The sequence below is a fragment of the Pseudomonas sp. GW821-FHT11G12 genome, from assembly GCF_058808055.1.
Map to the genome: position 1 here is coordinate 1,077,894 of NZ_JBXARH010000001.1, position 24,181 is coordinate 1,102,074.

At 59.6% G+C, this 24,181-nt stretch carries 21 protein-coding genes; 7 read left to right on the forward strand and 14 right to left on the reverse strand.

Features of this window, described 5'->3' with window-relative positions; translation table 11 throughout:
• Positions 1–126 precede the first annotated feature (126 nt).
• The 4 genes from AC1RR7_RS04875 to AC1RR7_RS04890 all read left to right on the forward strand — a co-directional run bounded on the left by AC1RR7_RS04875 (position 127) and on the right by AC1RR7_RS04890 (position 2,973).
• Positions 127–1,098 (forward strand): metallophosphoesterase family protein, encoded by a 972-nt coding sequence (locus AC1RR7_RS04875; protein ID WP_493156366.1) that lies wholly within the window; start codon positions 127–129, stop codon positions 1,096–1,098.
• A gap of 14 nt (positions 1,099–1,112) precedes the next feature.
• Positions 1,113–1,427: a cupredoxin domain-containing protein gene (locus AC1RR7_RS04880; RefSeq protein WP_493156368.1), complete on the forward strand. Its 315-nt coding sequence runs from the start codon at positions 1,113–1,115 to the stop codon at positions 1,425–1,427.
• Between the two features lie 152 nt (positions 1,428–1,579).
• The gene (locus tag AC1RR7_RS04885) at positions 1,580–2,461 is read left to right on the forward strand and encodes an NmrA family NAD(P)-binding protein (RefSeq protein ID WP_273540903.1); all 882 of its coding nucleotides are present in this window, start codon (positions 1,580–1,582) and stop codon (positions 2,459–2,461) included.
• A 53-nt stretch (positions 2,462–2,514) separates the two neighbouring features.
• Positions 2,515–2,973, forward strand: coding sequence for a MarR family transcriptional regulator (locus AC1RR7_RS04890; RefSeq protein WP_273540902.1), 459 nt, complete (start codon positions 2,515–2,517; stop codon positions 2,971–2,973).
• Positions 2,974–3,024: 51 nt separating this feature from the next.
• On the opposite strand, the gene AC1RR7_RS04895 is transcribed toward AC1RR7_RS04890, so the two are convergent.
• Entirely contained in the window at positions 3,025–3,666 is a 642-nt protein-coding gene (locus AC1RR7_RS04895; RefSeq protein ID WP_493156371.1) for an HD domain-containing protein, read from the reverse strand.
• A 158-nt stretch (positions 3,667–3,824) separates the two neighbouring features.
• Here AC1RR7_RS04895 and AC1RR7_RS04900 point away from each other — a divergent pair, with 158 nt between their 5' ends.
• On the forward strand, positions 3,825–4,799 hold the full coding sequence (locus AC1RR7_RS04900) for a GlxA family transcriptional regulator (protein WP_493156969.1): 975 nt from the start codon (positions 3,825–3,827) through the stop codon (positions 4,797–4,799).
• A gap of 37 nt (positions 4,800–4,836) precedes the next feature.
• On the opposite strand, the gene AC1RR7_RS04905 is transcribed toward AC1RR7_RS04900, so the two are convergent.
• The 13 genes from AC1RR7_RS04905 to AC1RR7_RS04965 all read right to left on the reverse strand — a co-directional run bounded on the left by AC1RR7_RS04905 (position 4,837) and on the right by AC1RR7_RS04965 (position 22,113).
• The gene (locus AC1RR7_RS04905; protein ID WP_493156373.1) at positions 4,837–5,886 is read right to left on the reverse strand and encodes a hypothetical protein; all 1,050 of its coding nucleotides are present in this window, start codon (positions 5,884–5,886) and stop codon (positions 4,837–4,839) included.
• A gap of 30 nt (positions 5,887–5,916) precedes the next feature.
• Positions 5,917–7,734 (reverse strand): hypothetical protein, encoded by a 1,818-nt coding sequence (locus AC1RR7_RS04910; protein ID WP_493156375.1) that lies wholly within the window; start codon positions 7,732–7,734, stop codon positions 5,917–5,919.
• 3 nt (positions 7,735–7,737) lie between these two features.
• Entirely contained in the window at positions 7,738–9,030 is a 1,293-nt protein-coding gene (locus AC1RR7_RS04915; RefSeq protein WP_102620011.1) for a hypothetical protein, read from the reverse strand.
• A gap of 19 nt (positions 9,031–9,049) precedes the next feature.
• Positions 9,050–9,970, reverse strand: coding sequence for a hypothetical protein (locus AC1RR7_RS04920; protein WP_096821436.1), 921 nt, complete (start codon positions 9,968–9,970; stop codon positions 9,050–9,052).
• Between the two features lie 76 nt (positions 9,971–10,046).
• The gene (locus AC1RR7_RS04925) at positions 10,047–12,416 is read right to left on the reverse strand and encodes a hypothetical protein (protein WP_273539208.1); all 2,370 of its coding nucleotides are present in this window, start codon (positions 12,414–12,416) and stop codon (positions 10,047–10,049) included.
• Between the two features lie 10 nt (positions 12,417–12,426).
• Positions 12,427–13,569 (reverse strand): hypothetical protein, encoded by a 1,143-nt coding sequence (locus AC1RR7_RS04930; protein ID WP_273539207.1) that lies wholly within the window; start codon positions 13,567–13,569, stop codon positions 12,427–12,429.
• Positions 13,548–14,993, reverse strand: a complete 1,446-nt coding sequence (locus AC1RR7_RS04935; RefSeq protein ID WP_096821433.1) for an alkaline phosphatase family protein — start codon at positions 14,991–14,993, stop codon at positions 13,548–13,550. Before AC1RR7_RS04935 ends, AC1RR7_RS04930 begins: the two co-directional genes overlap by 22 nt.
• Positions 14,983–16,215, reverse strand: a complete 1,233-nt coding sequence (eboE, locus tag AC1RR7_RS04940; RefSeq protein WP_493156377.1) for a metabolite traffic protein EboE — start codon at positions 16,213–16,215, stop codon at positions 14,983–14,985. The genes AC1RR7_RS04935 and eboE overlap by 11 nt, the downstream gene beginning before the upstream one ends.
• Complete coding sequence (locus AC1RR7_RS04945) at positions 16,212–17,096, reverse strand: TatD family hydrolase (protein WP_096821431.1); 885 nt, start codon at positions 17,094–17,096, stop codon at positions 16,212–16,214. Before AC1RR7_RS04945 ends, eboE begins: the two co-directional genes overlap by 4 nt.
• Before the next feature lie 36 nt (positions 17,097–17,132).
• Complete coding sequence (locus tag AC1RR7_RS04950; RefSeq protein ID WP_493156379.1) at positions 17,133–17,888, reverse strand: EboA domain-containing protein; 756 nt, start codon at positions 17,886–17,888, stop codon at positions 17,133–17,135.
• The gene (locus AC1RR7_RS04955; protein WP_273541249.1) at positions 17,885–18,775 is read right to left on the reverse strand and encodes a UbiA family prenyltransferase; all 891 of its coding nucleotides are present in this window, start codon (positions 18,773–18,775) and stop codon (positions 17,885–17,887) included. The genes AC1RR7_RS04950 and AC1RR7_RS04955 overlap by 4 nt, the downstream gene beginning before the upstream one ends.
• Complete coding sequence (locus tag AC1RR7_RS04960; RefSeq protein ID WP_493156382.1) at positions 18,772–20,646, reverse strand: 3-dehydroquinate synthase; 1,875 nt, start codon at positions 20,644–20,646, stop codon at positions 18,772–18,774. The genes AC1RR7_RS04955 and AC1RR7_RS04960 overlap by 4 nt, the downstream gene beginning before the upstream one ends.
• Before the next feature lie 591 nt (positions 20,647–21,237).
• Complete coding sequence (locus AC1RR7_RS04965; protein WP_493156384.1) at positions 21,238–22,113, reverse strand: LysR family transcriptional regulator; 876 nt, start codon at positions 22,111–22,113, stop codon at positions 21,238–21,240.
• A gap of 214 nt (positions 22,114–22,327) precedes the next feature.
• On the opposite strand from AC1RR7_RS04965, the gene panB reads away from it, so the two are divergent.
• Positions 22,328–23,152, forward strand: coding sequence for a 3-methyl-2-oxobutanoate hydroxymethyltransferase (panB, locus tag AC1RR7_RS04970; protein ID WP_493156386.1), 825 nt, complete (start codon positions 22,328–22,330; stop codon positions 23,150–23,152).
• Between the two features lie 299 nt (positions 23,153–23,451).
• Positions 23,452–24,120, forward strand: a complete 669-nt coding sequence (locus AC1RR7_RS04975) for a GntR family transcriptional regulator (RefSeq protein WP_096821385.1) — start codon at positions 23,452–23,454, stop codon at positions 24,118–24,120.
• Positions 24,121–24,181 lie beyond the last annotated feature (61 nt).

Here is a 24,181-nt window from a genome sequence, read left to right on the forward strand (position 1 = left end):
AACCGTGATGCGTCGTGTTTTATTCCCTGAAAAGAATTTGTTTTGCAGCGTGGAATAAACGTTCGCCCCGCGTGGTTCTACCTGGTGTCAGCTACATCACTGTAGTCCGCCAGCGAGGACATCCCCATGGACAATCAAGCAAAACATCCACTGCGCACCGACGGCCTGCTGCACAACCCTGACCGGCGAACGCTGCTCAAATGCTCGGCGTGGGCCGGAGCCGGGGTCCTCTGGGCATTGAGCGGCGGCATTCCCAGAGCGTTTGCGATGGATGAGGCGGGTAACGTCACCGACCCCAAGGCGTTGGCCAGCACCTTTCATTTCGTGCAGATCAGCGATTCGCACATCGGCTTCAACAAGGAAGCCAATCCGGAACCGGTGAAAACGCTGCAAGTGGCGATCGACAAGGTCATCGCACTGCCGAAACGGCCGTCGCTGATCCTGCACACCGGCGACATCACGCACCTGTCCAAGGCCGAGGAGTTCGATACGGCGGCGCAGGTGCTCAAAGGCCTACCGTCTACCGTGCATTACATCCCCGGTGAACACGACACCCTCGACGAGGGCGGCGGCAAGCTCTATCTGGAACGTTACGGCAAGGGCACCAAAGGCAACGGCTGGTACAGCTTCGATGATCATGGCGTGCATTTCATCGCGCTGGTCAATGTCTTCAACTTCCAGGCCGGCCATGAAGCCACCCTCGGCGCCGATCAACTGGCGTGGCTGGCCGATGATCTGCGCGCGGTTTCGACCAGTACGCCGATTGTGGTGTTCACCCACATTCCGCTGTGGACGATTTACCAGCCATGGGGCTGGGGCACCGAGGATGGCGATCAGGCGATTGCGATGTTGCGCAAATACGGCTCGGTGACGGTGTTGAACGGTCACATCCATCAGGTCATCCAGAAGGTCGAAGGCAACATCACCTTCCACACCGCCCGTGGCACGGCGTATCCACAACCGGCACCGGGCGCGGCGCCGTCTCCGGGGCCGATGACCGTGGCAGCCGATCAGTTGCGCAACTATCTGGGGATCACCGATGTGCGCGCGACACAAGGCGATCATCCGCTGGCGCTGATCGATTCGACACTGGTCTAGGGGAGGGCAGCCAGATGAAAACGCGACTGTTGGCTGTGCTGTGCCTGATGCTGTCGATGCCAGCGTGGGCGCAGGAGGTGAAAGTCGATATCAAGGAGTTCATGTTCGGCCCCAAGGATCTGACCGTGGCCGTGGGCACCAAGGTGACGTGGGTGAATGACGACCAGATCCCGCACACGGTGGCTGAAACCCACAAGGTGTTTCGCTCCGGGGCGCTGGATACCAATGACAGCTTTTCCTGGGTGTTCAATACGCCGGGCGAGTTCGAGTATTTCTGCGTGCTGCATCCGCAGATGATCGGGAAGATTGTGGTCAAGGAGCAGCTTTGATCCACCAATGAACGTGCCGTCATCCGCTGAACGGTCATGCGTATCGATTGACGATAAGAGCATGTGCACTTAAATTGAATCACATGGGAGCAGATGCTCCTATGTGATTTTTTCAGGGGCATCTGCTCCAGCCAATCGAGAGAGCCAGGATCATGAGCGCAGCGGAAATTCTTGTCAGTGGTGCAACGGGGCGTACCGGTGGGGCGACCATCGATGAACTGTTGAAACTGGGTAAACGTGTCCGCGCCTACGTGCGCAAGGACGATGAGCGAGCCGCCGCACTCAGGGCGCGTGGCGTCGAAATCGCCGTTGGCGACTTCACCCATATCGATGACATTCGCGCCGCGATGGAAGGCATCCGTTCAGCCTATTTCCTTTATCCGCTGGCATCGGGAATCATCGAAGGCGCGGCGTATTTTGCCCAGGCCGCGAAAGAGGCCGGAGTGGAAGCGATCGTGAACATGTCGCAGATTTCCGCACGGCGCGAGTCCCGGAGTCATCTGGCGCAGGATCACTGGATCTCCGAGCGGGTCTTCGACTGGTCGGGTGTGCCGACCACACACCTGCGTCCAACGTTCTTCGCCGACTGGCTTGCGTACCCTCATTTCGCCAGGGAAATCCGGGCCAGCAAGAAAATCGAGTTCCCCTTCGGCAATGGTCGTCATGCGCCTATCGCCTCCGACGATCAGGGGCGTGTGATCGCCCATATCCTGGCCAATCCTGCAGAGCATGGAGGCAAGATCTACACCCTCCATGGCCCGGTCGAGATGAATCAAAGCGAAATCGCGGCGGCCGTCAGTGAAGTGCTGGGTGAGAAAATCGAATACGCCCCGGTATCGATCGCAGAGTTCGAGCGTAAGATGACGCACGAATACCAGTTCCCGGCCGCGTTGACGCAACATCTGGTCGAGGTCGCGCAGGATTACCAGGTGGGCGTTTTCGCCGGTGTGAATGACATCGTTGAAAAGATTACCGGTACACCTGCCTTGACCGTTCAGGCGTTCATCGAAAAATACCGGGATGCCTACGCGTAACCCGCCCGCCGGGTACTTGAAATAATCATCAGTCGTCACGAGGAAATACACGCATGCTGCCGGTTAGCCAATCGTTAGGGATCGACCAGTGCAATTGTTCCGCGATAAGGAAAGCAAGCCGGCAGATCACGCGATTTTACGATGCGCAGCTTGAACCATCAGGCCTGCGCATTACCCAGTTCCTGACCCTGGCGGCTCTTCACGAGTTGGGGAACGCCTCCATCAATACCCTGGCTGAACGTCTCGACATCGAGCGCACGGCGATGGGGAAAATGACGGGTTTCCTGGAGAAGGGCGGACTGATTTCGATCAGCCCCTCACCCACGGACGGCAGAAGTCGCCTCGCAACGCTGACGAAGGAAGGCAGGAACCTGTTCAACCGGACCGCACCTCTCTGGCAAGAAGCTCAACGTCAGTTCGAGCAATTGAACGGCGCTGAAAATGTGGCGTCGCTTCGACTGGATCTGGCTCAAGTGAAAGTCGGTGATGTGAGTGGGGTGGCGGATGAATGAGAAAGGCGTTCTGCCGCGAGTGATTGAACATCCTTGTTCGGCTGCAATGTTTCAGCTGTCAAAGGGCGCGTTTTCGATCAGGTCGCACACATTCGGGCAATCGAAGCCATGCACATGGCGACGGGCGACATCGCCAAGGCCGGTGCCAATCGCGGTGAACGGTTTTTTCCTGGCGACCTCCGCCACGGCCTGGGTAAACGCGGCCTTCATCCCGATTCTTGGATATAGCGCCAGCGTGTCATCGATCAGCGCGGTGGGGATTTGCTCCAGGTTCAGACCCATGACATCGACATGCGCACCCAGGTAAATCAGGGCGATTTCCGGCTGTTTGCGGTCGGCGATGCCGGCGCTGGAATGCAGCGCGATGGCATCCCAGACCAGCTCCGCTTTCGCCTGCGAATAACCGTTCGCCACCAGGAAACGGCTGGCCGCATCGGCGCCGTCGACTTCAAAGCGCTGCTCGGCAGCAAACTCATTCGTCAGTCCCAGATCATGGAGCAGCGCGGCCAGGTAGACGGCCTCGCGGTCATACTTCAGGCCTCGTTGTTGCCCGAGAAATTCGGCAAACCACCACGTGCGGTGTACATGGTTCAACAAGGCGCTGGTGTGGACGCGCTCAACGAGCGAGGTCGCTTTGCGGGCGAGTTCAGAGTCGGGTGCGCTGAAACCGCCAATGATGACAGGAGAGTTCATGGTTACGTTCCTGAATGGAAGGGGCTGGACGTCCAGTGTATGCAGTCGAATTTGGCGCAATTGACTATTTTCAGATGATTTGTGCCATTGTGGCCGCCATGACCCGATGAGAAAAAACCTTGAGCAAATCGACGAGAGCGAAGCCTGCGCATCCAGGCATGTCACGCAAGCGCATTGTGATTCTGGGCCTGCCTCCTGTGGACTCGCTTGACGTCACTGGTCCTGCCGAGGTGTTTGCTTTCGCCAACAGACTGCACGCCGGTGATGCAAAGCCCTACTTGCTCGAACTGGTAGCTGCCGGTAGTGAACTGCACCTGGAAAGCAGCACCGGCATTGCGCTTGTGGCACACAAGACGCTGCAACAGGTAACTGATGAAAATGCTGTCATCGACACGTTGATCGTGGCCTCGGGGTGGAAAGCTCACGAACAACTGGACACCGCCGCCATCGATTGGATCAGGGCAAGATCCGGGAATATTCGACGGGTTTGCTCGATCTGTGTCGCAGCGTTCGCGTTGGCCAAGGCGGGGCTTCTGGATGGTCGACGGGCAACGACTCACTGGCAGATGGCGCCAGGACTGGCTGAACGCTATCCGCGGGTACGGGTGGATCCGGATCCGATCTGGGTCAAGGACGGTAATGTGTACACCTCGGCCGGTGTCTCGGCCGGGATCGATCTGGCCCTTGCGCTGGTCAGCGAGGACCTGGGTGACGAGGTTGCAATGGAGGTCGCAAAGAACCTTGTCCTGTTTCTGCGACGTCCTGGCGGGCAGGCGCAATTCAGTGTGGCGCTTCAATCCCAGCACGTCGCGGATTCGAATCTGGATGAGTTATGCGTCTGGATCAGTGAACATCTGAGTCTGGAACTCACGGTCGAGATCCTGGCAGACAGGCTCTCCACCAGTGTCCGAACGCTGATTCGCCTGTTTCAGCGAGAGTTGCAGACGACGCCTGCGAAATACGTCGAAAACGTCCGCATAGAAGCGGCTTGCCGATCGATTGAACTGGGCGGTCAATCGATGGAGGAGGTCGCGCGCCGCACCGGTTACCAAAGTGTCGATGTCATGAGAAAGGCGTTCATTCGACGGATTGGTATCAGCCCGAAAGACTATGCGCAGCGTTTTTCGGTTTGAGTCGACCCGCAGTCGAGTCGACTCAAAGCCGTTTCTGTCAGAGCTGCACCCGGCGCAGCCTGCCGCTCAACGCAACCACCTTGTTATCCGGCGTGGGCAGCGGGCGCCCCGTCAAACCCATGCCTTCGCTCACCAGTACCGCATCCTGCACCAGGCACAGGTTGGACGGGGTATCCAGGTCCCGGGCGAGCACGGTCACTTCACTCGTTTGCAGGTTGCAGCTCAACAGTCGCCCGCTGAATCGGGTGAATCCGCCATGCAGGGTTTCGCCGTTCCAGTCAGGCGGCAAAGGTTGTTGGAGACGACTGCAAAGCTCCAGCACCAAGACGTTTCCTTGCGGACACAGTGCCAGTCCGGTAGGCAGCTGCAGGCCGCGAATCAGCACTTCGATCCGGCCGGTGTCGGGCCAGACCCGGATCACCTGGCCGGCCTGATCATCAAAGTCGATGCCTTTGCGGCTCGGGTCGCTTTGCAGCTCTCCGGAGAACAGGCTGATCAGCACGGCGTCCGTCGCCGGTTCGTGCACCAGCGTGACGGGCACGGCTTCCTGGCCCATGTCCAGATCGGGCAACTGCACCAGCACCTGTTCATCCTCACCGGTGCTGAACTCCACCAACTGATTGGTATCGGGTTTGACGGCCAGCCAACTGCGGCGAGTCGGGTGATAACACAGCGCATTCAGATTGCCCCGGCTGTGAAACACCGGCTCGGGCGGGGTGTATTGCAGGTCCAGCAGTTTCGAGCCCTCGACATAGTCGGTCTGGCTGACCAGGCAGCGCCCGTCACCGCAGGCGATGTCCGACAGCCCCATGATTTCATCGCGCAGCATGCGGGCCTGCATGTTCATGGCGCGGAAACCTTGCGCCAGTGTTTCGCGGGCGAGCCAGGCGCCCGGTTTGAGTGGATCAGGTCGCAGTCGGCTGATGCGGCCGCTGAATGTCTGGTCCGGCAGGCCTGAACCGGCTTCGACCAGCAGCAGGCTGCCGTCGGCTTGCACGCAGGCGCCGCGAGGGTTCAGCAGGCCTTCGGCGATGATGGTGCTCGGGCGCAGGGTCTCGCGGGGGCGCGCAGGAATATGAACAGTCATAGGTTTCTCTCCATGGGCTGATGGACGCGATTACTGCGGCGGTTGCCACGGCTCGCCCGTGAGATAGGCCCGCAGCAGTGCCCGCTGACAGGGCGACATCGAGCGCACCACGGGCATGAACAGCGTGGTGCCTTTGTAGGCATCCGAGGTTCGGGCGAGGATCGGGTTCTTCGCGCCCATGATCGCGTCGGGCTGGTTCAGCGGGATGTAGCGAGACATGGCCGGGAATGCCAGGTAGTGAAAGCGCAGGACGTTCGGATACATCAGTTGCCAGGTGATGGTGGTGCCCCTGGGGATGCCGAAGTCGGTCTGGGCGTATTTGCGGAAGTTGGTGAAATACGTGCCGCTTTCCTGACCGTTGACGGTGTAGGTCAGGGCGACGAAACCGGCGAAGGGAGCTGCTGCGGGTTTTACGTTGACGGAGAAAGTGACGGCCAATTGACCGGGGCTCACCGTCAACGCCGGGGGGAAATAAAGGAAGTCGCAGTACCGCTGTTGCGTGTAATACGGTCCCGAGGGCGCGGCGGTGAGATCGATTTCAGTTGTCCTGGTCACCGCAGCACCCAGATACCGGACCTGCAGCGTAATCGACAGGCCCTGTGGGTAGTCCTCGGTATAGACACTGCGTTGATCGGCATAGATCCGATAGACGGACTCTGTTGCCTGCAACGTAGTCCCGGCGACCGTGCCGGGGGCGCTGATGGCCAGCGCCGAGGATCTGACCGCCGACTGTTGGGCTGTATTGAGAGGCAGGTCGACAATGCCGCCATACACGTAATAGTCGAACAGGGGACTGCTGGTCGGATCGAGTGTAGTCAGGGTGGTCTCACCGGCTGCCAGAGTGACAGGACCGTAATTCCCGTTAGGTCCGATAGGGCTGGTGATGTCATCCCTGACGACTCTGAACGTCTCTTTCGGAATGATGTTGACCATGTCGACGCTCAGCATTTGCGCGTTGCTCAGGTCGGCGTAGCCGGTGCCGCCGGTGTCCTGATTGACAATCTGACGGCCCGCCTGGCAGTTCAGCGGCTCATTGGCGAACGCCGGAGCCAATGTACCGATGACCCGGCCAATGCTCGGGTTCGGGGTGTCTCTGCCGGCGGCATAATCGGCTTGCAACTGGGGCGTGGTCATCGTCGGGCACATTTCGAACATCACGAAGCGCAGGACGATACCGGTGGCCCCCGGTGCCTGGATGATCGATCGCAAACCGCTGCTGTTCTGGTTCCAGCTGACAATACTGCTCAGGGGAAAGGTCAGCTGGAAGGTGCCACTGATACGGCAAGAGCCGGGTGAATCCATCTCACTCGGCAGTGGCTGCAGCACCCGCATGCCGAGATCCAGACTGCTGCAAACCGTATTGGCGCGAATCAGCAATTGGATGTTGTTACTGCCACCGATTTGCAGACCACCGACAAATATCTGGGTGGTGGTGGTCGAGGTGGGGTCGAGATCCACCATCATCGGGCCCGATACCGGCCCTTGTCCGGTCACCGGGTCCACAGAACCCAGCAGATAGACCGGCTGGCCCACCATATCCCCGGTGGTACTGACGCTGCCGGGGCTGCCCTGGGAACTGATCAGCGCGTTTTGCATGTCGACGACATGCTGCCCGTAATGATTCCAGCCGCCGGCAGTGTAGTAGTCGCCCGTGGGCGCATTGATCATGTTGTTCAACTGATCGTCGGTGTAAGACTGGGCCCCTGCTGCGAGGGTCGAGGTGGTCAGGTCGAAGATCGGCCAGTTGTCATCGCCGTTATAAGGAATGGTGGGTGAGTTGTTCGGCAGGCTGACATCAGTGCGGATACCACCCCAGAAATTCAGTCGCGGGCCATTGAGGATGCTCATGATTTATTTCCCGTCCTTGATGGTTTTGCCGAGTGGCGAATTGGCGAATTTGAACAGATAGGAGTAATCGGACTTGTAGGGACTCTTGACCGGCGTCGCCATGGAATGGCAGTTCATGCAACTGCTGTTGGGCTGGATGTAGCTTTCCATGGTCACGTTGGCCGACAGTGCCGGCGTCGGCTGACCCAGCGGGTTGCCGGGGTTGTCGGGCATCAGCGGGCGTTGGGTGGTGATGAGCTGGTAGTACTTCAACACGCTTTTTTGCAGCCCCGGGTCGGCCTGGTAACTGGCGTTGATCTGGTTGGTGATGTCGGCGATCGGGGTGACCCGGTTCAGCGGATTCGGGGTCTGGAACGTGGTGCCGGGTTTGGGCACGCAGACCTGATGCGGGCCCTGAGTCTGCCAGTCGCACGGCGACTGGTTGAGCGTTGCGGCGGGCGCAGCGGCGTTGAAGTAGGAATAGGCCGTGCCAGACGCGGGCTGATCGACCCACTGACCGTTCACCTGCACCTTCGGCGGAACGTTGTCGACTTGCTCGAAGGTCGACCAGATCCACTGCGGATAACCGTTCGCCTTGGTGATGATGTGCAGACCCACCAGCCCCAGAAACGCCTCGCTGACCCCGATCTTCTCGCCTTGGTCATTGAACCTGGCCACGCGCGCGATCATGGTCAGGTAACGGCGGGCGTTGTCACGAGGCGTGAGAATGCGCCAGCTCGATTTGATCTCGATGACGCCCCAGGGGAATTGGATGTTGTTGGCTTTGGAAACGACGTCGGCGTTATAGAAGTTGTTGCCCACGATGTAGTTGTACGAAGTCTCGTTGGCCGAGATGTCGTAGTAGGTCGGGTTCCGGGCCTGATCGATCAACCAGCCGCCGACCGCCTGATCGACGGCGTTCACCTGAGCGCTGTTTTTCAACGAGGCGATGTTGATGATGTTGAAGCTTTTTGCGATTTGCGGGGAATTCCAAGGCCCGGGATTGGCGGCATTCGGCAGAAAGATTTCGCCGACGGTCTTGTAGGTCTGCCAGACGGTGTAGCCGGCCGCACCGGGCTGTTTGGTGCAGTCGGGATTGCCGCGCTGCCCGTTCTTTGCCGGCCAGCTCAAGGCGATGAACATCTGCCAGCTGTATTGATCGAACTGATCCTGTCCGGCCGTGGCGGCCGGTGCGGTGCTGGGCGGCTGGCAGTTCAACTGGCTGGCCTGCGTCGATGTCATGGCTTGTTCCCTGGCCAGCACCGGCAGGCTGGCCAGACCCAGCAATATCACGGAATAACGGAATGTGGTTTTCATGGCGATCCTTCGTCGTTGATCACGGTTTACGCTGCATGAGTTTGTTCCACTGCGCTTTGTGGCCATTGCTCTGCGATTCCGGTGGCTCGAACAACTGGCAGGGCGGCGGGTTCGACGGGCACATGGCGGCGACCTGCGCCCAGGTCTTTGCCGGGTCCGGTTTGGCGATGTGAAAGTCGGTGTAGTTCTGGCTGACGATCGGCGCGTTGGCGACGCTGCTATCGCCGGAAAAGAAGAACGATTGCGGTGGCCGGTAGGGCGGTTGTCCCGACATTTTTTTGTAGAAGGCATAGCCGAACAGGATCGGACCTTGCGGCGAATCGAGATCCAGGGCGTAAGCCTGCACGCTGCCGTTGAGGTTTTTACTGCGCTCGGCGCTGTAAGGAAGGTGTTCGATGAAGTCCTGCCGTGGCGGATGATTCATCGGGGAAAACATGCAGCAGGCCGGCATGTCTTTCGGGCGGTCTTGCGGGTAGGTCAGGAAGTACGCCTTGTTGCCCAGGGACACGAACGAGCAGGTGTAGTTGTTGTTCTTGATCGGGAAGATCGGCAAACAGTATTTCTCGTAGTGCTCCATCATCGCGCCGAAGCCGTCGCCATCCGGCGGGATGTACGTGGTGTCGTAGTAGCTGGTTCCGCGAGAGACGGTGTAGTCCGCAGGCGTCAGGGTCGAAGGTGGGTTGCTGTAGGGCGGCGGGTTCTTTTCGTAGTTGTGCATCACCCGGTACATGGTCCAGTTGCTGATCCAGAACGCCGGGAAGAACGGATCGGAGGGCTCGCCGGGAAGACGCGTGGCGATGCAGTTGCCATTCTGCTCATTACACCCTTCGGTGTTGTGCACCCCCATGGTGAAGTACACGGCGCCGGTGTCCTGGGCAAATACAGGCGGACTGAACAGCAGGATCAGCAGCAACAGACGATTCAAGAGGCTGACTTTCATGGGTCACTCCTTGGCAAAGCGCACGGCGGGAGCGAACTCCCGCAGTGGCTCATCTTTCCTGATTGAGCAGCGTGGGTCAGAGGTTGTCGTAATCACTCATATGGAGTGGCATGGGCGGGAAGTTGCGCTTGACCAGTTTCTGCGCCCACAACTCCAGCACGGCGCGCCGGCTTTGCGACAGGTCGCGGGTGATGGGCATCGCGAGGGTGCTTTCTTCCTGGTACTCCTTGCTGATCAGCCGGATCAACTGATCGACAGCGCCTTCCACCCGCGTGCGGGAGTTGAGCGGCATGAACTTGTTCATGATCGGGTACAGGTAGTAGAAGGTCTTGAGCACCCTTGGGTAGATGAAGTCATCCCAGATCGCTTCGGGCGCATTCTTGTCCTTGTAGATGTCGTTCCAGTAATTGACGAAGTCCTGTTGCAACTGCATGTCCAGAGGCAGGACGCGTAGTGGGGTGAGGAAGTCGATCTGAGCCTTGTTGAGCGCGAAGCTGAACGGGATGACCGGGTCGCTGGTGCCTTCCTTGACGATGAAGCGCAGCGTAGGGAAACCCGGAGCCAGAGCCTTGAAACTCACCTGGGCGATGCCGTTGGCGTCGGTGGTGGTGGCGACGTAGGAGTACTCCACCGTCTGATCGTTATCCAGCGTTCCGCTGACGTAGACGCCGGCGTCGAACTCCAGGCAAGGGGTCAGGGGGACCGTAATCGGTTTGCTCGGTCCATTCATGAATGACTGATAACTGACCGGAACGCCCACCGGTTTGTCTTTGGTTTCCAGATTGACCAGTCGACGACCGCTGCCGGTGGCCAGGTAGTTCGCTACAGGCGCCGCGCCCTTGAACTGTGGCAGGTGGGCGGTGTTTTTGTTGCGGTCTGCGTTGTCGTAGAACAGCGTGAAGTCGGGGTTGTTTCTGAACGTCAGGTAGTAGTCGCTGGTGGTCACGTTGTAAGGGTTGCCGTATTCCACCACCCAGAGCGTGGTGTTGGCGGCCGGTTGACCATTTTTCTGCACCATGATGTTCAGCGTCTTGCGATCGTTCACGTCGACGAAGGTGCCGCTTTCTACCACCTCGGCGGTCCAGACTTGCTGAACGGCGGCCTTCACGGATCCTGTCGAGTTCTGTTGCTGCAACTCCAGCGGACCGGATTGCAAGGTGGCCGTTTGCGTGGCGTTGAGAGGGATATCCAGCAGGCCCGAGCGCTTGTCGAATGCCGACTGTCGGTACTGATCGAAACCGATGTCGACCACCGGCACGAAATTCCCGTTCTGCGATACGCCCAGCTTATAGTCGCCGGCCTGGAACTTCTCGGCAGTCAGGACATCGGCGTTCTTGTCCAGCGGATAGAACGGAAACGTGTTCGCCAGATCCAGCGACAGCGTGTTGTTGGTGATCTGCGCCGATGTCACACCCAGATTGGTGCTTGTCGGCTGAGACATGCCGGGGCGAGTGACCATGATCTTCTGGTCGGTGACCAGACGCGGGCCGGCGGGCGCCGTGGGGTATTCGTGGTCGAACCACAGACCCAGGGTCGCTACGGTACGGTTGTAGGCGGGGTTGAAGAAAATATCGGAAACGTTGTCCAGCCCCTTTTGATACATCGCTGTCATACGGGCCAGCGCCGATGGGTCATTGTTGCGGGTGTTGATGTACGGGAAGTCGTTGAACACACCGTTCCTGTCGTAACAGGTGAGGTACGTGGCGAACCTGAACATCAGGCCCTGAGCGTTTTGAGCCTCCATCTGTTGCTGGAGATTGCTCAGCAGGACGGAATCGCCGATGACCCATTCCAGATTGTCCCGGGGAAAACAGGTCTGCCAGGTGGTGGTGACATACGCCAGACCGCCAAAGTCACCGGCCCAATTGAACGTCAGGAAGCGGTCGAGCATCCGGTATTGACGGTTCAGGGTCAGGCCACAGGTGGCATCCCCCAGCTGCAGCTTGTCGAAGTACAGCGCCGTGAAGGTGTTCTGCCACGGGCTGATATCGACGAAGCGGGCGGCCGTCGGGCTCTGACTGCCAAAGGGATTGCCGAGCAGCTGGAAGTCCCTGCCGACCAGCGCGTCCTGAGCAATGTAGGTGTTGGCCTGCAACTCGCCGCCAATAATGGTCGAGCGGGTACTCTGGTAGCTCACTGTCCCACAGGCGTTGTCGCCAAACAGGTCCCATTCGGCGGGTATGAATGGGAAGGTGTTTGGGCTTCCGTTGGTCGGAACCTGCTGCACATAGGGCGGCAGATCACTCTGCTGCACGGGTGAAATGATCCAGGGCATCAGGGTGGTGGGCGCGTTCTCCTGCGTGATGTCGTAGTAGCTGGTGAACGGCCAGTTGATATCCATCTTCACCGCGTCATAGAGCGGCAGCACATCGTTGTTGTTGGCCGTCGGCGGGTTCCAGAACATATGGCCGTTGAGGTAGATGCGGGGGAAGTTCAATACGCTCATGTCATGCTCCTTAGCGTTGCCACTGGGCGCGTTTCAGCGACCAGACAAAGTCCAGTTTTTTGTAGCCTGCGAAGTCGGAGGCCGGCAGCGGAGTGGTCGGGTAGACGATGCCGCCACCTTGCTTGAGGGCGAAATTGAAGTAGCCCTTGTCGTTCGAGTAGGCGGCGGTGCCATGGCAGGCCAGGCAGGACGAGGTGTTCTGGAACGCCGATTCCAGCTGCGAGTTGGCCAGCACCTGAGTGACGGGCTGGTACTCGACCCCGATCAATTCGTACTTCGACAGCGTCGGGTTGCTGGCCTGGAAGCTGACGTTCACCGGTTTGGCGGCCGGGGTCGGCCCGGTGGTGTTGGTCATCGGCGTCGGTGTCGGCGCGTTGGTCACGGTGTATTTGCTGTTGTTGATGTTTTCGAAGGTGGTCCAGACCCAGTTGTCATCCAGTTTGTTGACCACGTGCAGCCCGCTCAGCGCCGCATAACCGACCTGATAGGTGCCGTCGTCCTGCTGGAAATAGGCCTGGCCAATGTAGTAACCGTCGTTGGCCAGGGTTTGCCGATAGGTCGTGTCCGAACCGATCCAGAGCCACGCCGCCTTCAACTCCCACGAGGTGGCCGGGAAGTGCAGGTCACCGGCCAGGGCTGCCTGACCGTTCATGTTGTAGACCTGACGCTGCACGATGTAATCGAAGGTGTCCTGACCCATCAGCAGTTGAAAGCGTACCGGGTTGCCTTTTTGCGCCGCCGGCACGGAGCCGCCCATGTGCAGCGCCAGCCCATCGACCTGTTGCGTGGCATTGATGTTGTGGAAGGTCCGGTTCAGGTCCATCCCCAGCGTTCGGGCCTGTGTTATCACCTCGGTCGGAGGCGGCACGGGACTGGCGTAGGCGCCGGGCGCAGCGCCATCGGGCAGGTAAACCTGGTCCGAAGGCTTCATGGTTTCCCACACCCGGTTGCTGGCCTGGGTGGGGCTGAATTGGTTCAGACAGACGAACCAGTTCCAGGCCATGGTCTCGGGGTTCTTTTCGAACGCTGCTTTGGTCGTGGGGATGTCATTCCCAAACTTCAGGAACTGGCTGCAATCGAAAGGGGTGGTGTCCTGTGCCTGAGCCAAACCGGCCAGTGCACTGAGAACAGTTATAGAAATGGCTCGCCGCATGGAAGCTCCTTGGCATTGGCCGAGTGGGTGTATGAGTGCCCCAGAAAATGCTGAAGGAGCAGTTGTTTCACTGCCGTTGCCGCCAGGGTTTGCGGCAATGGCAGATCGCAATTGGTGATGAGCAGCGGGCCGGTTTCCTCGCGCTCGGGCAGGCGACCGTGACTGCCACGGACCAGTCCGGTGTCCAGTGGAATCAGGTCCATGTAGTAGCGAAAGCCGAGTTTCTTCTGCAGCAGGCGCCGCGCCACTTTCAATTTCGGGAAACGAATGGCCGGGTCGATGAACAGTTCCAGCGGGTCGTAGCCCGGCTTGCGGTGGATGTCGACGGTGCGGGCAAAGTCGGGCGCCTTGCGATCATCGAACCAGTAGTAGTAATCGAACCAGTAACCGGCTGCGGCCACGGCCACCAGCTCGCCGCTGCGCGGGTGATCCAGCTGAAACGCCCGCTGTTCGGCTTTATCCAGCACCTGCTCGATACCGGGCTGGCGCTGCAACAGCGCTTTGACGCGGGGTATGTCCTGGGCCCGTTTCACGTAGACATGGGCGATCTGATGATCGGCCACGGCAAACGCCGCGCTGGCGCCGGGGTCGAGCAATTCCCAGGTCAGCGATTGGCGCACCTCCAGCAAACCTTCCGAACGCAACAGGCGGTTGATCGAAACCGATTGATTGACCGCTTCGATCCCGTATTCCGACAGCAGCATCACCGCCGCGCCCTGTTCCTCGGCGAAGGTCAGTAGACGACCGACTTCCTGGTCGATGGCCCGAACCTCGTCGGCAATCGACGGATGATCGGGCCCGACACGCTGAAGGCTGTAATCGAGGTGCGGCAGGTAGATCAATTGCAGGTCGGGCTGATCAATCTGAAATTCGGCGATGGCGCAATCGACGATCCAGCGGCTCGATGCAATGCCCGCCGCCGGGCCCCAGAAACCCGGAAAGGGAAACTCGCCAATCTGCCGTTCGATCGTTTCGTGCAACGAAGCCGGTGACGAATACAGACCGAACATCTTGCGGCCATCGGCCGGGTAGTGAGGGCGCGGGGTGATGGCGGCATCCACGTCCGCGTACATGTTGAACCACCAGAACAACTGGCTGCAGCGGAACCCTGGCAGCTCGCGCTTGAGCGTCTCCCAGACCTTTTCACCCTGGATCAGCGCGTTGGGTTGCAGCCAGAAACGCACTTCGGCCTGATCGCGAAAATACCAGCCATTGCCGACGATGCCGTGCTCGGACGGCGGACGCCCGGTGAGGATCGAAGCCTGCACCGACGACGTGACGGCCGGAAACACCGGTTGCAGGCTGGCCATTTTTGCGGTTTTCAGCAGGGCATTGATGTGCGGCGTCGCGTCACCCAGCAGCGATGGCGTCAGCCCGACCACATTGATCAGCAGCAGCGGTTGACGTGCATGATCAGAGCGCATCGGCGTACGCCTCCTGCGCTTGTGGTTGCAGCAATTGCCGTTGCCGCAACTGGTCCTCGACCCATTTCAGCTCTGCGGCGATTCCCTGAAGCTGGGCGGACTCGGTCGTCGGCCGCAGTTGCGCGGGCAGGACGCCCCAACTGTAGGTTTCCACTTCCAGCACCGGCCTGAAATCCTCATGGCTGGCGAGAAAATCGAAGGTCTGCGACAGGGCGATCTGGCTGCCGCTCAGCTCGGGCAACAACAGCTGTTCGCTGAACAACGGGATGTGGAAATGAATCCTCAGCTCGGGGTATCGCTGCGGGTGTTTGGCGCAATCGACGAGGGCGGCGGGCAGATCCGCCCAGGCCTGCAGCTGACCCAGTGCATCGCGCGCCTTCACTTGATGCAGGTAGGTGGTTTCGCAGAAGTCGCTCAAGGTCTTGAGGACCTGTTCGCGGCGCTTGTCGTCATCGCAAGGCAGACGACAGATCAAGGCGTTGGACAGCTGGATCTTGCCAATGGGCACCCGCGCCTGACGCAGCTGTTCCAGCGACTGATAGCAGTCTTCGAACATCACCGCCTGATGGCAGACATCAAAACACAGCGCCAGATAGGCATGGTTCGGGTCCGTGGTTTGCCAGCGGCGGAAGAAGGCGATGGCCTGGTCAGTGGTTTCCAGCACGCAGTCCGGTTCCATTTCCAGGCAGAACACGATCTTCTTGCCGGTCTCCCGATGCAGCTGGGCCAGTGAAGCCGTGAGTTCGCGAAGTTGATACTCGGCCCGTTGTTGCAGCGTTGGATTCCAGGTGGCGGCATAGCCCAGCGGCACGCTGGAAATCACGCCCTGATGACAATCCGGCGGCAAGGCCTGCGCGAGGATGTGCGCCAGATTGAGGCTGTACGCCAGGCGTTTCGGCTCGGCCCAGCTCGGCAGGTAGACCTCGGCTTTCACTGCACGGTCATGAAACTGACCGTAGGGAAACCCGTTCAGCGATGTCAGCCGTAGCCCGCTGTTTTGCAGCAGGCTGAGGAACGCCGAACGCGCCGACTTCTGTTGCAGCTTGGACTCGGCGAGGGCACTGATCCACAGCCCGCTGTCCTGCGCCGGCAGCCCGCGCAGGGTCCGCACGCCCTGAAAGTGCTGCTCGATCGAAGACTGCAACCCGGCCAGGTCGCGGGTCGGGTGCACATTGCTGCAATAGCCGATCTGCCCGGGCGTCCAGCCCATGCCGGCATTCATTTGATCACCGGTTCCTGGCCCCGCAGGGCGGAGTTTTCCTGCCACTGCCGGCGCTGATCGATGGGCAGCGGGGTGCTGATCAGGGTTTTGTCCAGTTGACCGCTCTGGGCGAAAAAATCCACCGGGTTGTGGAACAGCACTTGCTCGACCTGCGCCTCGCTGAAGCCGGCCGCCAACATCGCCTGACCGGTTTTCGGCACTTTGAGCGGGTCGCTGATGCCCCAGTCGGCGGCGCTGTTGACCACCATTTTTTCGGTGCCGTACTGCTGGAGCAGGGCGACCATGCGCTGTTCCGACATTTTGGTGTTGGGGTAGATCGAGTGACCGCGCCAGCAGTCACTGTCCAGCACCAACGGCAGGGTCAGTTCGTTGAGGTGGTCGATGATCACCAGGTTCTCATTGATCCCCACCTCGCGAATCACCGCCAGGGTGCGTTTGGTGCCGCCGATCTTGTCGCGGTGCGGCGTGTGTACCAGCACCGGCAGGTTGAACTGTCTGGCCAGTTCCAGTTGCGCGGCGAGAAAGCGGTCTTCCTCGGGCGTGATGTCGTCGTAGCCGATTTCGCCTACCGCCACCACGCCGTCCTTCACCAGATACCGCGGCAGAATCTCCAGCACCTCGTTGGCCACCGACAAGTCATTGGCCTCCTTGGGATTGAGGCCGATGGTGCAGAAATGATGGATGCCGAACATGCTGGCGCGAAAGCGCTCCCAGCCCAGCAGGGTGTCGAAGTAATCGATGAAGCTGCCGACGCTGGTCCTGGCCTGGCCCTGCCAGAAGGCCGGTTCGATCACTCCGGTGATGCCGGCCGCGGCCATGTTCTGGTAGTCGTCGGTGGTGCGGCTGACCATATGAATATGCGGATCAAAGTACTTGGGCATGGTGAATCCTCGTCAAGGGAAAGGAATCGTTGGGCATCAGTTCAGATGGCTTCGCCATTCCGGCGGCAAGCGTTGCTGTTGGTTCAGGTCGATCAGTCGCTGGCGTTGCGCCTGGCTGAGCTGGTCGAAGGCAATCGCCAGGGGCAATCCGGTGGACACGGTTCGATCAGCGGCGAGCTGTTCTTCCAGCAGGTCGAGGGCCAATTGATTGAGGGTGACGCTGCGTCGCTGCGGCAGGCCGATCAGGCGCCGGACATCGAGCCCCATGCCCAGCGCTTTCAGCACCAGTTGGTGGAAGGCCCTTTCCGGGTAATGACGCGACGGGTAAAGGGTGTCGAGGGCGAGGGCGGCAAACACCTGGCTGTTGCTGGTACGTCCGGCCTGCAACGCCAGTTCGACGCACACCCCGTGACTGTCGAGCCAGTCGAAGGCTTTGAGGGTGGCGATCTTTTCCTGATCGTCGCCCCAGAGAAAAAGCTGGCGCAGCAGGGACAATTGTCCGCCCTCAGAGGACAGTTCAAGGACCTGCGCCAGCAACAACGCGCGAGCCAGTTGGATCAGGCTCCAGTGGCTGTCGGGCAGTGCACGGTCACGCAGATGCCGCTTGCACTGGCCGCTCAAGAGCGCCGCAGTATTGGCGTCCGGCTGCCGGGCCAGTTGCGCCTGTGCCTGACGCCACCAGTGCAGCTCGGTGTCATCGAGTTGCCGGGTCAAGACCTGAAGGTGTTCGGCGAGGCAATCGTGGCGCATGCCGAGGGCCGCCGTTGGCGGCGCAGTGACGTCCATGTTCATGTCGGTTTGATCCAGCGCTGAAAGTGTGGGAGCAGGAAAAACACCAGGACACACAGCAGGCTGCCCAACGGCTGGTTGGCCACGGCCATCACCAACGCGTCGAACAGTGGCAGCGCTGCCAGGCCGGCGCCGATAAAAGCGCGGACCTTTCGATGCTGCGGGTTGGCCAAGTTTCGCCAGTAGTGCCAGCCCAGCCAGCCGAGCCAGAGCAGCAGCACCGGCCAGAACCACAGGTTGTCGGAGTAGATCGCCAACGCGAGCGGGCTCAGCATCAGGATCAGGGGCAAGCGACTGAGCAACTCATTGTTGTGCTCATTGCGGGCCAGGTAGGTCAGCCCGCTGATATAAACGCCCAGCAACATCGCACAGAGCCAGATCGGCTCCGGTGGCACCGCCAGACTGGCCGCCGCCGTGAGGTACAGCGCCGAGCGGCAGGCGCCCATCAACCACACGCTGTGGGCGTATTTTTTGTGCAGCACGTTGTAGCCGATGATGCAGCCCACCAAGAGGGTGACGCTGGCCAGCAACCAATGCGGCTGATCGATCAATTGGCTCAGGCCCAGCACCGAGGCGGCCGCCAGTGTCAGCAACAACACGGTGGCGAGGCGCACTTGCTGGCGGCTCACCAGACCCAGGGTGATGGGCCGGGGATTGTGGTGTTGCTGGTCCCAGTCGGCGTCCAGCAGATCGTTGAGCAACATGCCGGCCAGATACAGCAGCGACAGGGTGAACAGCAGCAGAATCCACACCAGCCACGAGGGCGGCGCCAGGGCACCGGCGCTGCTGGCCAACAGGGCGGCGGCCAGGGTGTTGGTCCACACAGTGGGCAGGTTGGAGACACGGCCAAGCGTCAACCAGGTTTTGAGGCTTTGCGGGGTCTGGCTCATTTCGCAAAGCCCTCGCTCAGGTCGAGCGCCGGAGCGTTGCGGGCGGACAACTTCTGCAGCGCCTGTTCCATTTGCACGTCGTCGATTTCATGCAGGTCCACCGATTGGCCGATTCCGCTGAGCATCGGGATCGAGAGTTGTCCGCCCAGGTGTTGGCGGAACTCTTCCAGCCCGAGCAACACCGGTGAGCGACCTTGCGTATCTTTCAGGGTCAATTCCGGCGGGCACAGGTTGAAACCGAGCTTGGTCAAAAGACTCATCACCCGTTCGCAGTCGGCGTCGCTCAACAGCCCGAGGGCATTGGCGTAGAGCCCGTCGAGGGCCATGCCCACCGCGACCGCTTCGCCATGGCGCAACCGGTGATGGCTGAGGTTTTCCAGTTTGTGCGCGGCCCAGTGCCCGTAATCCAGAGGCCGCCCGTTACCGCGCTCGAAGGGATCGCCGGCGCCGGTGATGTGCGCCAGGTGCAGTTCGGCGCAGCGGCGAATCGCATAACGGCTGGCCGGGTGATCGAAGCGGGCGAGGGCGTCGGCCTGTTGCTCCATCCATTCGAAGAACGCCTGGTCCTTGATCAGCGCGACTTTTACCGCCTCGGCCAGCCCGGCGATCTGGTCGCGGCGTGTCAGGCTGGTCAACAACTGGAAGTCATTGATCACAGCCGTGGCAGGGTAGAAGGCCCCGAGCAGATTTTTCTGGCCGAAGGCATTGATGCCGTTTTTCACCCCGATGCCGGCGTCGTTCTGGGCCAGCACGGTGCTTGGCACGCGGATCAGCCGGATGCCACGGTGGAAGGTAGCGCAGGCGTAGCCCACGGAATCCAGTACCGCACCGCCGCCAAGGGCCAGGACATAACAATGCCGATCCAGTCCATGTTTCAGCATGTCGGTGTAGAGCTGCTGCAACACCTGTGAATCCTTGCTCAGCTCCCCGGCTGGAACGGCAATCGGCGGCGCCTGCAAATGCAGGTCCGACGCATGGGCGGCAAAGTAACTATCGATCTGTTCCAGCAGTTGCGGAGCGCTTTTCAGCAGTTGTTCATCGGCGAAAACCATCACCGTCACCCGGCCGTTTTGCCGGGCGGTGAGTTGTTGATGCAGACACGGGTTGAGCGGATCGAACAGGTGATCAGTGAACACCACCGGGTAGTCGTAACTGACCTCGAAACGCCCGTGCAGTGCTTGCTCGGCGCCGCGTTTGCGCAAGGTCTTGAACAGGCTGTAGCCGGCGATGAAAAGCCCCGGCAACACCATGCTGGCGAGGATGGTCACCAGCAGCGCGTTCTCTTCGACGAGGAACGTGCCGATGGCGCTGTAGGCCAGTGCCAGACCGGCGTTGGCCAGGGTAGTCACCAGCAGAAACGCCCGTAGCGGATAGCGTTGCATGCCGGCCGCCACCACAGAGGTTTCAGCCAATACCGGCACGCCGCGCAGGCAGATCAACGACAGCGTACCCAGCCGATACGCCAGTTGCCCAGGCTTGCGCTGATGCAGACCGAGGCGACTGGACAGCATCCGGAAATAACCGGCGCCCAATGCATAACCCAACCCGGCACCCAGACACAGGCCAACGAAAATCACCAGATAACCGCCGACACTGCCCAGCATGGCCACGGCCAGAAGCGCGACCACGCTGGAAGGCACGGGCAGCACAACGTCCAGCGCCAACAGGGCGATCAGCAAAAGCGCCAGGTTGAGTTGCTGGGTGGGGGAAGACGGAAGGTACAGGTCGAGATGAGTGAGGAAGTCCTGGATCTGCTGTTCGAACAACACGAAGCTGGCGATCACAAGACCCGCAAAGCAAAACAGTGACAGCCAAAAATGTTCGGCTGGCGCCTTTTTCGAGAGCGCACGATACCAACGGCTGTGCTTCATCAAGCATCCCTCTTGAATTGTTATGACTGAGTTCCGTTCAGCAACTAAAGCAGAGTCTGAATTATTTCAGGGGAATGAAATCTCCGGCCAAGTAGGCTGTTTTTATTGTTCAGTTGATCGTGCCTTTGAAGATATTCATGAACCTAGACGGTTGTTGTGGTTTTGCAAGTCGATTGAGAAAGGGGCTTTTTCAGGAGGTGTTTAGTGGGTGTGGGAGTTTCGGGAGCTGGCGGTTGTTTACTGAGAAAATATCTAATGCATTCAGGGTGATGAGTGAGTTTGTTGCAGTCGCTTAAATGCTGTTTATTCAGCGTAATGAGAAGAGTTTTCAACGGGATTAATTAGCAAGCTATTGAGATGGTGGCGATGTGGCATTATTTTTTGTTATTTGAGTTATTGCCGCTGGCTATAAGAACTTACGTTGATTGATTCGTTGGGTGAATGGGTGCGTGTCAGGGCTTTTAAGTTTTGACGAATGATTGAATGAAAGTTGCGGTACGAACAACCGATTCATTCAAACATTCGGCATCCCCATTCAGACCAGCCAAGCCTGACGATTGCGCTATGCATCGCCCAGACCAGACTCGCTATTCAAGAGGCCAACAATTCAAGCCACTGCTGTGCCGCGACCGACAGCTGTGCGTTCTTGCGCCAGATAGCGACGAGTTGCCATTCCAGTTCCGCGCATTCGAGCGGGACGATTTCCACACCGGGCGGGATGTGGTGTTGCGCCAATAGTCGAGGCAATACCAGCAGGCCTGCGTTCGCGGCCACCAATGACAAGCAAAAAGCCAGGTTGTCGCTTTTGGCTGCCTGTAGGCGACTGACGTCCACAGCAGGGCAGCAGAGCTTGATGCGGTGATTGAGAATCGAGGCGCCCTGCAACTGCACCCATGGGTGATGCGCCAAATCCGGCAGCGTCAGTCGATGGCGGTTGGCGAGTGGGTGGCGAGGTGGCAGGACGACAACCAGTGGTTCCTCACAAATCGGCAGCCAGGCCAGGTCGTCTCCGTCGGGTCGCAGACTGATCGCCAGTTCTATCTCGCCCTTGCGAACGGCCTCTTCCAGAGCCTGGCCTCCTTGCTCACGCAATTGCAGTTCCACTTGGGGAAAGCGCCGCCGAAATTCGGTCAACACGGCCGCTACTTGATCGGTACTGCCCAAGGGTGGCAGCCCCAGCTGAAGGACACCGGTGACGAGGCTGTTGAGCAAGTTCACGTCCGTCAGCATTTGCTTGCTGCGACTCAGCAATCCCTTGGCGTGGTGGAAGACCACTTCGCCCGACGGGGTCAAGCGTGACGGCACGCCCGGACGGCTGCGAACCAATAGCGTCGCGCCCAGTTCCTCTTCGAGTAATTGAACGGCTTTGCTCAATGCCGACTGGGTGACGTGAAGGGTGCGGGATGCCTTCGAGAAACTTCCATGCTCTGTCACTTCCACGAAATAGCGCAAGTTCTTCAGGTCCATCTTGTATTCCATTTCCGCATACGGTTCAGAAAAAATGTTCGCTCACTCCGGCTGGAGAAATGCTTCTACCATCGCCCCCGAAAAACGTCCGGATACAAGGACGGGGAACATTAAATCAGAAGTGGAGGCCAGCCTTGTTCGGAGATCGTATTTGGCGTCTGCGTCGATTCAAGAGGTCCTTCCTTTAACGCTGTTTTCGCGAGGAGCTCACGTCATGAGTACCGCAGTCAATGAAACCCGCCGTCTGACCGTACCCGACATCAGGGCTTGCAAGGGCAAACGCAAGATCGTGTCGTTGACCGCGCACAATCGATCGCTTGCCGAGATCGTTGACGAATTTGTCGACGTTATCCTGATGGGGGATTCGACCGCGATGGTTGCCTACGGGCAGCCCAACACACTGGATTTCACACTGGATCAGACGATTCAGCACAGTCGTGCGGTGGTGCGTGCCACACAGCGCGCGTGCGTGGTGGCTGATCTGCCGTTCGCCTCTTATCAGGAGTCACCGGCTCAGGCTTTTCGCAGTGCCGCGCGGTTGATGATGGAGGCCAATATCGCTGCCGTGAAGCTGGAAGGCAGTGCGGTCATGGCGCCCTCTGTGCAGTTTCTGGTGGAGCGGGGCATTCCCGTGATGGCGCATATCGGGTTGATGCCCCAGTTCGTCAACACCATGGGTGGCTTCAAGGCCCAGGGCATGGACGAACGATCGGCAGATGCTATCCGTGAGGCCGCCCTGGCGATGGAAGCGGCCGGTGCGTTTTGCATTGTGCTGGAGGGCGTAGCAGAGCCGCTGGCCCGCGAGTTGACCGAAGCCTTGCGCGTGCCAACCATCGGAATCGGCGCCTCGCCCGCATGCGACGGTCAGGTGCTGGTGATCGAAGATATCCTGGGGCTGGGGGGAGAGTTCATACCGCGTTTCGCTAAACGTTATGCCGATGTGCATGCGGTGATCCGCGATGCGGTGGGGCAGTACGCATCGGATGTGCGTGAGGGCAGTTTCCCTGAGCTTTCGCACTGCTTTGGCGTGAAGCGCTGATTGGCACTGCGCAATGTCTCATTTCACTCGCCTGCTGCGTTGGCAGGCGAGTGGGTGCCGACCGAAGTGTTTTCAAGAGGTGTTACTCAGCTACCGTTCTGCACCTTTCCGGGTCTCGCAATGAGCCATTAGGTAGCAAATCTCCAGTGTCGCACCGGCAGATCTGATCGCTGTGCGCGCTGCTATTTTTCCTTAATTCATTCGAATCAATCGCTTGGCGGGAAGATGCAGGTTTTGGCATGCATTCTGCTTTTATGTATCCGTGGATAATTGGATACAAAAAGACAAAAGGTGCCGCCATGCAATTCGCTCCCGCCTACGACCAGCGCCAACCGATGACTGCCGAGGAGGAGGCCTACAACTTTCTTCTGGAAGGCATCTGCGGCGGTCGTTATCGCAAAGGTGACCGGCTGATCGCCGAGGACATTGCCAGTGAAATCGGCATGAGCCGGATGCCCGTGCGCGAAGCCTTTCGCCGTCTAGACGCCCAGGGGCTGGTGACGCTCAGGCCCAATCGCGGCGCGATTGTCAGCGGTCTGGATGTCGAGGAAATGCACGAAGTCTTCGAGATGCGCAGCGCCCTTGAGGGACTGGCGATTCGAGTCGCGGTGCCGAAGATCAGTGAACGTCAGTTGACTGCCCTGGAACGCCTGCTCGATGAAATGGATGACTACCGCGACGAGAGTGCGGCCTGGGTCAGTCGCCACCGCAAGTTCCATGAGTACCTGTGCAGCCTCAGCGGACGACCTCGTCTGGTGAAACAGATCAGCGCGCTCTACTCGCTGATCGAAGCTCCCATGCGTCTTTGGCTGCAGCACGTTGAAAAGCCACTGAGTGCACGCCAGGAACACGTGGTGATCCTCGACGCAATTCGTGCCGGTGATGCCGCGAAGGCAGAGGCCGTGGTGCGCGAGCACATCGAAGGCACGGTCCCTGAGCTCATCAAGTTTCTGCAATCGGAACGATAACCACAGAGCGGGCACCGAGCCCGCCGATGTTTTGACTTTGAGAACTGCCCCGTTACTAACC